Origin of the sequence: Paracoccus alcaliphilus (assembly GCF_028553725.1) — a bacterium.
Taxonomy (GTDB): domain Bacteria; phylum Pseudomonadota; class Alphaproteobacteria; order Rhodobacterales; family Rhodobacteraceae; genus Paracoccus; species Paracoccus alcaliphilus.
Genome location: NZ_CP067126.1, coordinates 102,109 through 116,520 on the forward strand (window position 1 = coordinate 102,109; position 14,412 = coordinate 116,520).

Here is a 14,412-nt window from a genome sequence, read left to right on the forward strand (position 1 = left end):
CCCATGGCAACCATCGACATCATCCCCGACGAGCCGAAGCCGCTGGTCCGCTTCGCCCGCATGCTGTGGGCCGACAAGTTCGCGCTGGCGGCGGCGCTGTTTCTGACGCTGGTGCTGATCCTTGCGCTGATCGGCCCGACATGGCTGGACGACGTGGCGCAAAAGCAGAACCTGCGCGGGCGCAACGCCCCGCCCTTTGAATGGGAGCGCGGCTGGCTGTGGATTCTGGGCGCCGATGCGCTTGGCCGTCCGCTGCTGGCGCGGATCATCGTCGCCACCCAGAACACGATGATGGTGGCGGCCGGGGCGGTGTTCTTTTCGGCCCTGATCGGGACGGTTCTGGGGCTGATCGCGGGCTATGCCGGGCCGCGCACGGGGCAGGTGATCATGCGGCTGGCCGATGTCATCATGTCCTTTCCCTCGCTGCTGCTGGCGGTGGTGGTGCTGTATATCCTCGGGCCGTCGATCCTCAACCTGGTGATTGTGCTGGCGATCACCCGCATCCCGGTCTATCTGCGCACCACCCGCGCCGAGGTGCTGGAGGTGCGCGAGCGCATGTTCGTGCAGGCCGCCCGCGTCATGGGCGCCTCGCCCCGGCGGATCGTCTTTCGCCATATCCTGCCGGTGGTGCTGCCGACGCTGATGACCATCGCCACGCTGGATTTCGCCTTCGTGATGCTGGCCGAAAGCTCTTTGTCCTTCCTGGGCATCGGTATCCAGCCGCCGGAAATCACCTGGGGGCTGATGATCAGTCAGGGGCGGCAATATCTGACGACTGCATGGTGGCTGTCCTTCTGGCCGGGCCTTGCGATCATCCTGACCACGCTGTCGCTGAACCTGCTGTCGGGCTGGATGCGCATCGCGCTGGACCCGACCCAACGCTGGCGGCTTGAAATGAGGGGGCGCAGGAATGGCTGAGCCGATGTTGCAGGTGAAAGACCTGTCGGTCGAGTTCCACACCGTGGCCGGCACCGTCCGGGCGGTCCGGAATGTCAGCTTCGATCTGGACCGGGGCGAGACGCTGGCGATCCTTGGCGAAAGCGGCTCGGGCAAGTCGGTGTCGGCCTCGGCGATCATGGACCTGATCGACATGCCGCCGGGCCGGATCACCAGCGGCCAGATCATCTTCGAGGGCCGCGACCTGCTGAAGCTGAGCGCGTCCGCGCGCCGCCGCGTCAACGGCCACAAGATCGCGATGATCTTTCAGGATCCGCTGAGCCATCTGAACCCAGTCTATACCGTCGGCTGGCAGATCATCGAGACAATGACCGCGCATGGCATGGCGCGGTCGAAGGCAAGGGCCGAGGCGCTGCGGCTGCTGGGCCGGGTGGGTATTCCCGACGCCGAGGCTTCGATGGGCAAATACCCGCATCAGTTCTCGGGCGGGCAGCGGCAGCGGCTGATGATCGCGATGGCGCTGGCGCTGAAGCCCGATCTGCTGATCGCGGACGAGCCGACGACCGCGCTGGACGTGACCGTTCAGGCCGAGGTTCTGGCGCTGTTGCAGGAATTGCAGCGCGAAACCGGCATGGGCGTGCTGATCATCACCCATGATCTGGGCGTCGTGGCCGAGATCGCCGATCGCGTCGTGGTGATGAACGCCGGCGAGGTGGTCGAGACCGGCGACACCCGGCAGGTCTATCGCAGCCCGGCCCATCCCTATACCCGCAAGCTGATCGGCGCGGCGCCGGGCAAGGGGGCGATGCATGATCCGCTGCCCCGGGCCGAGCCGGTTCTGTCGGTGCGCAATGCCCGCAAGGTCTATGGCGATTTCACCGCCGTCCATGATGTGTCCTTCGATCTGATGGCCGGAGAGACGCTGGCCATCGTCGGCGAAAGCGGCTCGGGAAAATCCACGGTGGCCAAGATGCTGCTGCGGCTGGAGGAGCCGACGGGGGGCCGCGCGCTGTGGAAGGGGCAGGACCTGTTTTCCATGCCCGACGCCCAGCTGTTCGCCCTGCGCCGCGATTTGCAGATGGTGTTTCAGGACCCGACGCAAAGCCTCAATCCGCGCATGACGGTCTGGCAGTTGATTGCCGAGGGCTGGGTCATCCATCCGCAGATCCTGCCCCGGTCGAAATGGAAGGCCCGCGTGGCCGAGTTGCTGGGGCAGGTCGGGCTGAAGCCGGAAATGGCCGGGCGCTATCCGCATCAGTTCTCGGGCGGGCAGCGCCAGCGGATCGCGATTGCGCGGGCGCTGGCGCTGGAGCCCGAGCTGATTATCTGCGACGAGGCGGTGTCGGCGTTGGACGTGTCGGTTCAGGCGCAGGTGATCGAACTGCTGGACGGGCTGCGCAAGCGGCTGGGCATCGCGTTCGTCTTTATCGCCCACGACCTGCCGGTGGTGCGCGATTTCGCCGATCACGTCATGGTCATGCAGAATGGCCGGGTGGTCGAGATGGGCACGGTGCGCCAGATCTTCGACAACCCGCGTCAGCCCTATACGCAGGCGCTGCTGGCGGCGGGGCTGGACCCAGACCCGGACGTGCAGGCCGAACGCCGCGCCGCAAGGCTGGCGCGGGCCGCGGGCTGAAGGCGGCGGTCTTGTGCCGGGCGGGGCTTGTGCCTATGCCCGGTCACTTGCGCCGGCAGCCCTGTCGGCACCGGGCAATGGCGGGCCGTCATGGATCAGCAGCTGAGGCGCAGACAGCGCGCGCTTTTCGTCTTTTTCTTCCTGCCGGGGGTGGCGCTGGCATCATGGGTGACCAGAACGCCCGAGATCCGCGACGCCATCGGCGCATCGGTCGCGCAGATGGGGCTGGTGCTGTTCGGCATGTCGATGGGTTCGATGGCCGGGATCCTTGGTTCGGGCCGGATCGTCAGCCGCTTTGGCACCCGTTTTGCCAGCCTGCTGGGGTTGTGGCTGGTCTTTGTCTCGTTGCTGGCGATCGCGCTCGGCGTGATCTGGGGCAGCCAGCTGGTCGCGGCGGTCGGGCTGGGGTTCTTCGGCCTTGGCATGGGCGTGGCCGAAATCGGCATCAACCTTGACGCCTCGCAGGTCGAACGGCTGGTCGGCCGCCCGGTGCTGCATACATTGCATGGCTGTTTCAGCCTTGGCACCCTTTGCGGCGCGCTGGTCGGGCTGTCGCTGATCTCGCTGGGGGTGACGGTGCGCACACATATGCTGGTGATGGCGGTGCTGGTCGCGGTGATGATCCTGATCTTTCGCGGCGGCATGGTGGCGGGTTTCGGCATCGGTTCGGCGCGGCGGGTGGATATGGCCGGGGGCAGGCCGGTCTGGCGCGATCCGCGCGTGCTGCTGATCGGGATGATCGTCTTTGCGATGGCGCTGGCCGAGGGTTCGGCAAATGACTGGTTGCCGATCGTGATGGTGGACGAGCACGGCTTTTCACAGGCCTCGGGTTCGCTGATCTTCGTGGGTTTCGCGGCGGCGATGACGGTCGGGCGGTTCGGCGGCGGCTTCTTCCTGCACCGCTTTGGCGCGACGAATGTGATGCGGGTCTGCGCGGCTTTGGGGGCGGCGGGGATCGGCTATATCGCGCTTGGCTCGACGCCATGGATGGCCGGGGTCGCGGTGGTGATGTGGGGGATCGGTGCCTCGCTTGGCTTTCCGGTGGCGCTGTCCGCCGCAGGCCGTGGGGGCGAGGGCGCGGTGGCCCGCGTCAAGGCCGTGGCCATCGTCGGATATGTCGCCATGCTGGTCGGCCCGCCGGGTCTGGGCATGGTCGGCGAGAGCTATGGGCTGAGGGTGGCGCTGTTGATCGTGACGGCGCTGGTCGCGGGTGCGTTCTGCATCGCCCCTGCGGTCGGGCCGGAACGGGACTGACAGGCGCGAAAGGCAGTCAGGATCGCCCGGGGGATTCGCGCGGCTGATCTCACAAAACCGAGAGATTGCCCGCAGGTCCTTCGGCCTTTTGCCCCGATTGCGCAGCCCGGCGGCGATCATCCCCTGGTTATCGTTTCGCCAAACTGCCCGAAATGCGGGCGGGTGTTCCTGCCGCGGGGGATTGCGCGGGAAAACGTCTGCCCTGGCGGCGCTGTCGTAAAATTGCCGCCTTTCATGGGTGAATGTTTGCCGAGACGATACGCCGATCGAAAAGCGCGGCTTACCCCCTCTTGGTCTTCCCGGACAAATCTGCGATGAGGGCGGCGCCAAGAAGAAGGGCCTTCTGACCATGACGACTAACCCTGCAAGCCAGACCGGTATCAGCCGGGCAACCCTGACCCATTTGCAGCGGCTTGAAGCCGAAAGCATCCATATCATGCGCGAGGTCGTGGCATCGGCCGAGAACCCGGTGATGCTTTACTCGGTCGGCAAGGACTCGGCCTGTATGCTGCATCTGGCGAAGAAGGCCTTTTATCCCGCGCCTCCGCCCTTTCCGCTGCTGCATGTCGATACGACGTGGAAATTCCGCGCGATGTATGAATTGCGCGACCGTGCCGCCGAACAGGCTGGCATGAAGCTGCTGGTCCATCACAACCCCGAGGCGATGGAAAAGGGCATCAACCCCTTCGATCACGGCAGCCTACACACCGATATGTGGAAGACCGACGGTCTGAAACAGGCGCTGACGAAATACAATTTCGACGTGGCCTTCGGCGGTGCCCGCCGCGACGAGGAAAAGTCGCGCGCCAAGGAACGCATCTTTTCCTTCCGCAGCGCCAATCACCACTGGAACCCCAAGGATCAGCGCCCGGAATTGTGGAAGCTGTATAACACCCGCAAGGCCAAGGGTGAATCGATCCGGGTCTTTCCGCTGTCCAACTGGACCGAACTGGACATCTGGCAATATATCCATCTGGAAAACATCGACATCGTGCCGCTGTATTTCTCGGAAGAGCGTCCGGTGGTCGAACGCGACGGGCTGCTGATCATGGTCGATGACGACCGGATGCCGCTGCGCGAGGGTGAACAGCCGATGATGAAATCGGTGCGTTTCCGCACGCTTGGCTGCTATCCGCTGACCGGCGCGGTGGAATCCACCGCCAGAACGCTGCCCGAAGTCATTCAGGAAATGCTGCTGACCACGACCTCGGAACGTCAGGGCAGGGCGATCGACCACGATCAGTCCGCCTCGATGGAGAAAAAGAAGCAAGAGGGGTATTTCTGATGTCCGCCGACACCCACATCGCCGAAGGCAACGACCCCGTTTACGTCACCGATGCGCTGATCGCCGAGGATATCGACGCCTATCTGGAAAAGCACCAGCACAAGACCATGCTGCGCTTCATCACCTGCGGATCGGTCGATGACGGCAAATCGACGCTGATCGGGCGGCTGCTCTATGACAGCAAGATGATCTTCGAGGATCAGCTGGCCAGTCTGGAAAACGACAGCAAGAGCGTCGGCACCCAGGGCGGAGAGATCGACTTTGCGCTGCTGGTGGACGGTCTGGCAGCGGAACGCGAGCAGGGCATCACCATCGACGTGGCCTATCGCTTTTTCGCCACCGACAAGCGGAAATTCATCGTCGCCGACACGCCGGGCCATGAACAATACACCCGCAACATGGTCACCGGCGCCTCGACCGCCGATCTGGCGGTGATCCTGATCGACGCGCGCCAGGGCGTGCTGACCCAGACGCGGCGGCATTCCTATCTGGTGAACCTGCTGGGCATCCGCAACGTGGTGCTGGCGGTCAACAAGATGGATCTGGTCGATTACTCGGCCGAGCGGTTCTATGAGATTGTCAGCGATTACAGCCATTTCGCCAAGCAGATCGGCATGGACAGCTTTCTGCCGATCCCGATTTCCGGGCTGAAGGGCGACAATATCGTCGAGAAAAGCCCGCATATGCCGTGGTATCAGGGGCCAACGCTGCTGGGCCATCTGGAAGAAGCGCCGCTGAGCGATACCGCCATGCAGGATTATGCCTTCCGCATGCCGGTGCAATGGGTGAACCGTCCCAATCTGGATTTCCGCGGCTTTACCGGCCAGATCGGCGCCGGCAGCGTGCGTCCGGGCGATCCGATCCGGGTGCTGCCCTCGGGCAAGACCACGCGGGTCAAATCCATCGTCACCCATGACGGCAATCTGGATCTGGCCGTCGCGGGCCAGTCCATCACCCTGACCTTCGAGGACGAGATCGACTGTTCGCGCGGCGACGTGATCGTGCAGGCCGACGAGCCCTGCGAGGTCGCCGACCAGTTCGAGGCGACGCTGGTCTGGATGACGGATGCCGAGATGCTGCCGGGCCGCCCCTATCTGCTGAAGCTGGGCACCCAGACCGTCACCGCCACCGTGACCGAGCCGAAATACGAGGTGAACGTCAACACGCTGGAGCATCTGGCCTCGAAAACACTCGGGCTGAACGCGATCGGGGTGGTGAACATCTCGACCGACCGCTCGATCCCGTTCGAATCCTATGCCACCAACCCGGATCTGGGCGGTTTCATCCTGATCGACCGCATGACCAATGCGACGGTCGCGGCGGGGATGATCCATTTCGCCCTGCGCCGCAGCCAGAACGTGCATTGGCAGGCCGTCGATGTGGACCGCGATGCCCATGCCGCGCAGAAGAACCAGAAGGCCCGCGTCGTCTGGTTCACCGGCCTGTCGGGTTCGGGCAAATCGACCATCGCCAATATCGTGGAAAAGAAGCTGCATGCCCTGGGCAAGCACACCTTCCTTCTGGATGGCGACAATGTGCGTCACGGGCTGAACCGCGATCTGGGCTTTACCGATGCCGACCGGGTGGAAAACATCCGCCGCGTGGGCGAGGTGGCGCGGCTGATGACCGATGCCGGGCTGATCGTGCTGACCGCCTTCATCTCGCCCTTCCGGTCCGAGCGGCAGATGGTGCGCGATCTGATGGAGAACGGCGATTTCGTCGAGGTCTATGTGAACACGCCGCTGGATGTCGCAGAAGAGCGCGACGTGAAGGGCCTGTATCGCAAGGCGCGCTCGGGTCAGTTGAAGAACTTCACCGGCATCGACAGCCCTTACGAAGAGCCCGAACATGCCGAGGTCGTGGTCAACACGGTCGAGTTGTCGCCGGAAGAGGCGGCCGAGAAGGTGCTGGAATACATTCTGCGCTGACAGGGTTGCGGGCGCGCCGGTCTTGCGCGCCCGAATCGCCCCTGGCGGCCCGCGGCGCCGTTTCAATGATGGCTGGCCCGGGCGGTGATAGGATTTTTCCCGTCCCGCGCCCGGATCGGCGAAGTTGCCGGATTTCTGTTTACTTCCCGCCCGCCTCGCTTCATGCCTTCCATTCGGACCTGTCAGGCTGTGTTGGGGGCATGAGATGAAGGCACTGGTGCTTGAGGAAAAGGGCAAACTGTCGCTGCGGGATTTCGACATTCCGGGCGATCCGGGGCCACGGGATGTCCGCATCAAAACCCATACGGTCGGCATCTGCGGCTCTGACGTGCACTACTATACCCACGGCAAGATCGGCCATTTCGTCGTCGATGCGCCGATGGTTCTGGGTCACGAGGCGTCGGGCACCGTGCTTGAGGTTGGCGCCGACGTCACCCATCTGAAACCCGGCGATCGCGTCTGCATGGAGCCGGGGATTCCCGATCCGACCTCTCGGGCGGCAAAGCTGGGGATCTATAACGTCGATCCCGCCGTCAGCTTCTGGGCGACGCCGCCGGTTCACGGCTGTCTGACGCCCGAAGTGATCCACCCCGCCGCCTTCACCTATAAACTGCCCGATGCGGTGTCATTCGCCGAAGGCGCGATGGTCGAACCCTTTGCCATCGGCATGCAGGCGGCGCTGCGGGCGCGGATCCAGCCGGGCGATATCGCCGTGGTGGTGGGCGCCGGTCCCATCGGCATGATGGTGGCGCTGGCGGCGCTGGCGGGCGGTTGCGCCCGGGTGATCGTCGGCGATCTGGCGCAGCCCAAGCTGGATATCATCAGCCGCTATGATGGCATCGAGGTGGTCAATATCCGCCAGACCCCGCTGGCCGAGGCCGTGGCAAGCGCAACCGATGGCTGGGGCTGCGACGTGGTGTTCGAATGTTCCGGCGCGGCGCCCGCGATCCTTGGCATGCATACGCTGGCCCGTCCGGGCGGCGCCATCGTGCTGGTGGGCATGCCGGTCGATCCGGTGCCGGTGGATATCGTCGGCTTGCAGGCGAAGGAATTGCGGGTCGAGACCGTCTTCCGCTATGCCAATGTCTATGACCGCGCCATCGCGCTGATGGGGTCGGGCAAGGTGGATCTGACGCCGCTGATCTCGGCCACGATCCCCTTTGCGGACAGCATCGCGGCCTTCGACCGCGCGGTCGAGGCGCGCGACACCGATGTGAAACTGCAAATCGCGATGCCGGAATAAGTCGCGAACTGGGAGGGACAGGCGAATGTATCTGGGGCTGGATATTGGCACTTCGGGCATCAAGGCGATGCTGGTGGACGAGGCTTTTGCGACCGTTGGCGTCGCCCATGCGGCTTTGACCGTCAGTCGCCCGCATCCCGGCTGGTCCGAGCAGGACCCCGCCGAATGGATCAGTGCCGCCGAATCCGTGATCGCCGATCTGCGCCGCGACCATCCGCAGGCGATGGCGGCGCTGAAGGCCATCGGGTTGTCGGGTCACATGCATGGCGCGACGCTGCTGGATGCGTCCGACAAAGTACTGCGGCCCTGCATCCTGTGGAATGATGGCCGGTCGGGGCCACAATGCGCCACGCTGACCGGGGCCGCCGATTTCCACGGCATCGCCGGCAATCTGGTCATGGCGGGCTTTACCGCGCCCAAGCTGCTGTGGGTGTCCGAAAACGAACCCGACATCTTTGCGCAGACCGCCAAGGTGCTGCTTCCCAAGGATTATCTGCGACTGTGGCTGACCGGCGAACATGTGGCCGAGATGTCGGATGCGGCGGGTACGCTGTGGCTGGACGTGGCCCGGCGCGACTGGTCGGACGATCTGCTGGCGGCGACCGGGCTGACGCGCGACCACATGCCGCGACTGGTCGAGGGCAGCGATGTCTCGGGCCATCTGCGCGCCGATCTGGCCGCGCGCTTGGGCGTCCCGGCGGTGCCGGTGGCGGGCGGCGGCGGCGACAATGCCGCGACCGCTTGCGGCATGGGGGTGATGCGGCCCGGTACCGGGTTTCTGTCGCTGGGAACCTCGGGCGTGCTGTTTGCCGCCACCGACCGGTATCAGCCCAATACCGGCGATGCCGTCCACACCTTCTGCCATGCCATCCCCGATACCTGGCATCAGATGGGCGTGATCCTGTCGGCCACCGACAGCCTGACCTGGCTGTCCGAGATCACCGGCCGCACCGTTCCCGACCTTGCCGCGATGGTGGATCAGGTGACGGAACCATCGCCGGTCAGCTTTCTGCCCTATCTGTCGGGCGAAAGGACGCCGCTGAACGACCCGGATGCCACCGCCGCCTTTTACGGGCTGCGCCGCAACACCGGTCTGCCCGATCTGGTGCAGGCGGCGATGGAGGGCGTGGCGATGGCCTTTGCCGATTGCGTGCGGGCGCTGAGGGCGGCGGGCACCCGGCTGGAGGCCGCCTATGCCGTCGGCGGCGGCGCGCGGTCGCGGGCATGGCTGCAACTGATGGCCTCGGCCACCGGGCTGGTGCTGCTGGAGCCCGAGGATGGCGATTTCGGCGCGGCCTTCGGCGCGGCCCGGCTGGCGGCGGCCTGCGCCGAGAACGATATCTCGGACCGGGTGTTCAGCCAGCCGAAAATCCACGCGGAAATCCACCCCGATGCAAACCTGGGTGCTGCGCTTGCGGAAAAGTATGACCGCAATCATAACGCCTATACCCGCCTGCGCCCGCTGGTCTGAGGATCAGCTTGCGGGCCGATCCGCATGATTTTCCCTGCTTTCGTGTGAATTGTCTGCCCCGCACCGCTGCAATGCGGCGCAGGGTTTCTGCGTGGCGGCGTATCCGTCCGGACCATCGGACTTATCGCTTGTGCATTCCTGACATTTTCCGGTCAAAATAGTATCGGTAATTTATTGGCCATGATGTGGCCTTGCATGGCCCCTTGGCGTTAGCCTCGTCCAAATGTCTGAGGCGTGCCCGGAGGAGCGGGCACGGGGGAGAGGATGGCAATGCAACCCGATCTGGAACTGGTCCATATCCGCAAGGGCGAATCCTTCGCCGCGTGGATGCATGGCTATCCGTTCCGCACGGTGCGCTGGCATTATCATCCCGAATACGAGATCCATCTGGTCGTGGCGACCTCGGGCAAGTTCTATATCGGCGATTTCGTCGGCGATTTCGGCCCGGGCCAGCTGATCATGACCGGCCCGAACCTGCCGCAGAACTGGATCAGCGATCTGGCACCGGGCGAGGCCGTACCGCTGCGTTCACTGGTGATCCAGTTCCCCGAGGGTTTTATCGAGGACGCCTGCGAGACCATGCCCGAAATGGCCGCGATCCGCCCGCTGCTGGACCGCAGCCGCCGCGGGTTGCTGTTCGACGAGGCGACCAGCCACAGGGTGCGCCCTCTGGTCGAGCGGCTGATCGAGACGCAGGGCATGATGCGTCTGGCGCTGTTCTGGGAAATCCTTGGCCATCTGGCCGAGGGGCAGCACGAGGTTCTGGCCAGCCTCAGCTTCGAGCTGGACCTGACCCGCATCAATGACAGCGGCATCAACCGCGCCATCGCCCATCTGAAGGATCACCTGACCGAACAGGTCGAGGAAAGCGAGCTGGCGCAGATGGTCGGCCAAAGCCAAAGCGCGTTTTCCCGTGCCTTCAAGCGCCATACCGGCACGACGCTGGTGCGATACCGCAACCAGCTGCGCATCGACCTGGCCTGCCAGATGCTGCTGACCGATCCTGACACGCGGGTTGCCGAAATCTGCTTCGAGGTCGGATTTTCCAACCTGTCCAACTTCAACCGCCACTTCCTGAACCTCAAGGGCATGTCGCCGTCGCAGTTCAGGGCCACATTCGCCGCCAACCGGGATCTGGTCATGGCCGAGTGACAGGGCGCCGCCTGCTTTTTCGCCAATTCGGACGGCGCACCGTCGTTCCGAGTCATGCGGGCCTTGCCCGCCTCAAGTTCCCGATGGGAGGATCCAGATGACCAATTCCAAACTGCTTTCCGCGTCTGCGCTGGCGCTTGCGCTGGTTGCCGCACCTGCGCTTGCTCAGGACATGCTGAAGATCGGCATGACGTTTCAGGAAATGAACAACCCCTATTTCGTGTCCATGCAAGAGGCCCTGAACGAGGCCGCCGCCGATCTGGGCGCCGATGTGGTGGTGACCGATGCCGGCCATGACGTCGCCAAGCAGATCTCGGATGTCGAGGACATGCTGCAACAAGGTATCGACATCCTGCTGCTTAATCCCACCGACAGCGCCGGGATCGAGGCCGCCGTCCACGCCGCCAAGGCGCAGGACGTGATCGTCGTCGCCGTGGACGCCAATGCGAATGGCCCGGTCGATACCTTCGTCGGTTCCAAGAACCGCGATGCGGGCTATCTGTCGTGCAAATATCTGGCCGAGGCGCTGGGGGGCGAGGGCGATGTGGCGATCCTCGACGGCATCCCGGTGGTGCCGATCCTGCAACGTGTCGAGGGCTGCAAGGCCGCGCTGGAGGAATTCGACGGCATCAATCTGGTCACCACCCAGAACGGGCGTCAGGACCGCTCGGTCGCGCTTGGCGTGGTCGAGAACATGATCCAGTCGCATGCGAACCTTGCCGGGATCTTCTCGGTCAATGACGGCGGCGCGATGGGTGCGCTGGCCGCCATTCAGGGCTCGGGCCGCGACATCAAGCTGACCTCGGTCGATGGCGCGCCCGAGGCGGTGCAGGCCATCGCCGACGGCGGCCCCTTCATCGAAACCACGGCGCAATTCCCGCGCGATCAGGTTCGCGTCGGTCTGGCGCTGGCGCTGGCGCAGAAATGGGGCGCGCGCGTCGTTCCCGCCGAAGTGCCGATCGATGTTATGGTGGTCGACAGCGAGAACGCGGCTGACTTCAGCTGGTAATCCCCTTGATGCGCCCCTTCGCCGGGGCGCATCGCAACCTGTCAGGAGGCATCATGCTGGAACTGAGCGGGATCAGGAAAAGCTTTGGCCGGATCGAGGTGCTTCACGGCGTCGATCTGAACGTGCGCGCGGGCGAGGTCCACGCGCTGCTGGGCGAGAACGGCGCGGGCAAATCCACGCTGATGAAGATCCTCTGCGGCATCATCCAGCCCTCGGCCGGCACGATCCGCATCGACGGGACCGAACGTCAGTTTGCCGATTACGATCAGGCCATCGAGGCCGGGATCGGCATCGTGTTTCAGGAATTCAGCCTGATTCCGCATCTGGACGCGGTCGAGAACATGTTTCTGGCGCGTGAAATCCGGGGTCCGCTTGGCCTGCTGGACCGCAAGGCCATGCGCAAGCGGGCGGCCGAGATCATGGCCCAGCTGGCCATCGATGTACCGCTGGACCGCCCCATCAACCGGCTGTCCGTGGCGCAGCAGCAATTCGTCGAGATCGCCAAGGCGCTGTCGCTGAATGCACGCATCCTTGTGCTGGACGAACCCACCGCCACGCTGACCCCGACCGAGGTCGAACATCTGTTCAAGGTCATGCGCGAATTGCGCAAGCAGGGCGTGGCGATCGTTTTCATCTCGCACCATCTGGAAGAGATCTTCCAGATCTGCGACCGCATCACCGTTCTGCGCGACGGCAATTTCATCGCCTCTTGCGCGGTGTCCGAGGTCGATAACGACCGGCTTGTCGAAATGATGGTCGGCCGCCGGATCGAGGCCAATTTCCCGCCCAAACCCACGCCCGTCCCCGCCGCGCCGCTGATGATCGAGGTCGAGGAGGTGCAGCTGAAAAAGGGCGGCCCCGTCTCGGGCTTCCAGTTGCGCGCGGGCGAGATTCTGGGTTTTGCCGGGCTGGTCGGATCGGGCCGGACGGAAACCGTGCTGGCGATGCTGGGTGCCGGTCCCGCCGCGCGCTGCAAGGTCCGGGTGGATGGCGTCGAAAAGCGCCTGTCCGGTCCCGATGACGCGCTGGCCCACGGCATCGGATTGCTGCCCGAAAGCCGCAAGGAGCAGGGGCTGATCACCAGCTTTTCCATCCTTCAGAACATCTCGCTGAACAATTACGGCAAATATCGCAAGGGCCACTGGTTCATCGATCTGAAGAAAGAGCGCGTCTCGACCGAGGCCGCGATGGCGCAGGTCCGCGTCAAGGCGCAGGGGCCGATGGCGCGTGTCGATACGCTGTCGGGCGGCAACCAGCAGAAGGTCGTCATCGCCCGCTGGCTGAATCACCAGATGAAGGTGCTGATCTTTGACGAGCCGACGCGCGGCATCGATGTCGGCGCCAAGGCGGAAATCTATGGCTTGATGCGCGAATTCACCGCGCAGGGCAACGCCATCATCATGATCTCGTCCGAACTGCCCGAGGTGATCGGCATGTCCGACCGGGTCTGCGTGTTCCGTTCCGGCGGGATCGTGGCCACGGTCGAAGGCGACGCCATCAATTCCGAAGAGATCATGACCCACGCCACGACCGGGAGAGTCGAACATGTCGCATGAAGCAAATACCGGCAAAAGCGGCGGTCTCAATCTTGGCCGCCTGCTGCATTCGCCGCTGGCGCTGCCGCTGATCGGGCTGATCGTCGTGTCGGTCCTGATGGGCCTTGCCAGCGATAATTTTTTCAGCGTCAACAACATCATGAACGTGCTGCGGCAGGTGTCCATCGTGGGGATTCTGGCGGTCGGCATGACCTTCGTGATCCTGACCGGCGGCATTGACCTGTCGGTCGGCGCGGTCATGGCGCTGGTCGGCACGATCAGTGCCGGGCTGATGGTCAATGCCGGATTGCCGCCCGCGGTGGCGCTGATGATCGGGCTGCTGCTGGGCATGGGCATCGGGCTGGCCAATGGCGCGCTGGTCGCATGGGGCCGGATGCCCGCGATCATCGTCACGCTGGCCACGATGGGCATGGCCCGCGGGCTGGGGCTGATCTATTCCGGCGGCTATCCCATCAGCGGCATCCCCAGCTGGATCTCGTGGTTCGGCGTGGGCCGCGTCGGCATCGTGCCGGTGCCGGTAATCATCATGCTGGTGATCTATGGCCTTGCATGGGTGCTGCTGCAACGCACCGCCTTTGGCCGCCATGTCTATGCCCTTGGCGGCAACGAGACCGCCGCGAAACTGTCCGGCGTCAAGACGCAGCGGGTCAAGCTGCTGGTCTATGGCATCTCGGGTCTGACCTCGGCGCTGGCCGCCGTCATCCTGACCGGACGCCTGATGAGCGGGCAGCCCAATGCCGGGCAGGGGTTCGAACTGGACGCCATCGCCGCCGTCGTCCTTGGCGGCACCGCCATCGCGGGCGGGCGCGGGCTGATCCTTGGCACGCTGATCGGCGCGGTGCTGCTGGGCATTCTGAACAACGGGCTGAACCTGATGGGCATCAACCCCTATCTGCAGGACGTGATCAAGGGCGCGATCATCCTGCTGGCCATCTATATCGGGCGCGAGTGGCGATAAGCCCCGCCCGCAGGACTTCGAAC

The 14,412-nt window shown here is 64.4% G+C and carries 11 protein-coding genes; all 11 read left to right on the top strand.

The features are described 5' to 3' along the window. Window positions 1-3: 3 nt before the first annotated feature. The 11 genes from JHW40_RS20845 (at window position 4) to JHW40_RS20895 (ending at window position 14,389) form a co-directional block, all read left to right on the top strand. Window positions 4-918 (top strand): ABC transporter permease, encoded by a 915-nt coding sequence (locus JHW40_RS20845; RefSeq protein WP_090611388.1) that lies wholly within the window; start codon window positions 4-6, stop codon window positions 916-918. Continuing rightward, the gene (locus JHW40_RS20850) at window positions 911-2,533 is read left to right on the top strand and encodes an ABC transporter ATP-binding protein (protein ID WP_090611389.1); all 1,623 of its coding nucleotides are present in this window, start codon (window positions 911-913) and stop codon (window positions 2,531-2,533) included. The genes JHW40_RS20845 and JHW40_RS20850 overlap by 8 nt, the downstream gene beginning before the upstream one ends. Window positions 2,534-2,623: 90 nt before the next feature. Beyond that, window positions 2,624-3,787 carry an MFS transporter gene (locus tag JHW40_RS20855; protein WP_090611390.1) on the top strand — a complete coding sequence of 388 codons (1,164 nt, stop codon included), beginning with the start codon at window positions 2,624-2,626 and terminating at the stop codon, window positions 3,785-3,787. 349 nt (window positions 3,788-4,136) lie between these two features. Next, window positions 4,137-5,072, top strand: coding sequence for a sulfate adenylyltransferase subunit CysD (gene cysD / locus JHW40_RS20860; protein ID WP_090611391.1), 936 nt, complete (start codon window positions 4,137-4,139; stop codon window positions 5,070-5,072). Then, on the top strand, window positions 5,072-7,000 hold the full coding sequence (cysN, locus tag JHW40_RS20865; protein WP_090611392.1) for a sulfate adenylyltransferase subunit CysN: 1,929 nt from the start codon (window positions 5,072-5,074) through the stop codon (window positions 6,998-7,000). Before cysD ends, cysN begins: the two co-directional genes overlap by 1 nt. A 205-nt stretch (window positions 7,001-7,205) precedes the next feature. Next, window positions 7,206-8,243: an NAD(P)-dependent alcohol dehydrogenase gene (locus JHW40_RS20870; protein WP_090611393.1), complete on the top strand. Its 1,038-nt coding sequence runs from the start codon at window positions 7,206-7,208 to the stop codon at window positions 8,241-8,243. 25 nt (window positions 8,244-8,268) lie between these two features. Further along, window positions 8,269-9,714: a xylulokinase gene (gene xylB / locus JHW40_RS20875; protein WP_090611394.1), complete on the top strand. Its 1,446-nt coding sequence runs from the start codon at window positions 8,269-8,271 to the stop codon at window positions 9,712-9,714. A 270-nt stretch (window positions 9,715-9,984) separates the two neighbouring features. Beyond that, window positions 9,985-10,866 (top strand): AraC family transcriptional regulator, encoded by an 882-nt coding sequence (locus tag JHW40_RS20880; protein ID WP_090611395.1) that lies wholly within the window; start codon window positions 9,985-9,987, stop codon window positions 10,864-10,866. A gap of 97 nt (window positions 10,867-10,963) precedes the next feature. Further along, window positions 10,964-11,875 carry an ABC transporter substrate-binding protein gene (locus JHW40_RS20885; RefSeq protein WP_090611396.1) on the top strand — a complete coding sequence of 304 codons (912 nt, stop codon included), beginning with the start codon at window positions 10,964-10,966 and terminating at the stop codon, window positions 11,873-11,875. Between the two features lie 53 nt (window positions 11,876-11,928). Next, on the top strand, window positions 11,929-13,431 hold the full coding sequence (locus tag JHW40_RS20890; protein ID WP_090611397.1) for a sugar ABC transporter ATP-binding protein: 1,503 nt from the start codon (window positions 11,929-11,931) through the stop codon (window positions 13,429-13,431). After that, window positions 13,421-14,389, top strand: coding sequence for an ABC transporter permease (locus JHW40_RS20895; RefSeq protein ID WP_090611398.1), 969 nt, complete (start codon window positions 13,421-13,423; stop codon window positions 14,387-14,389). Before JHW40_RS20890 ends, JHW40_RS20895 begins: the two co-directional genes overlap by 11 nt. Window positions 14,390-14,412 lie beyond the last annotated feature (23 nt).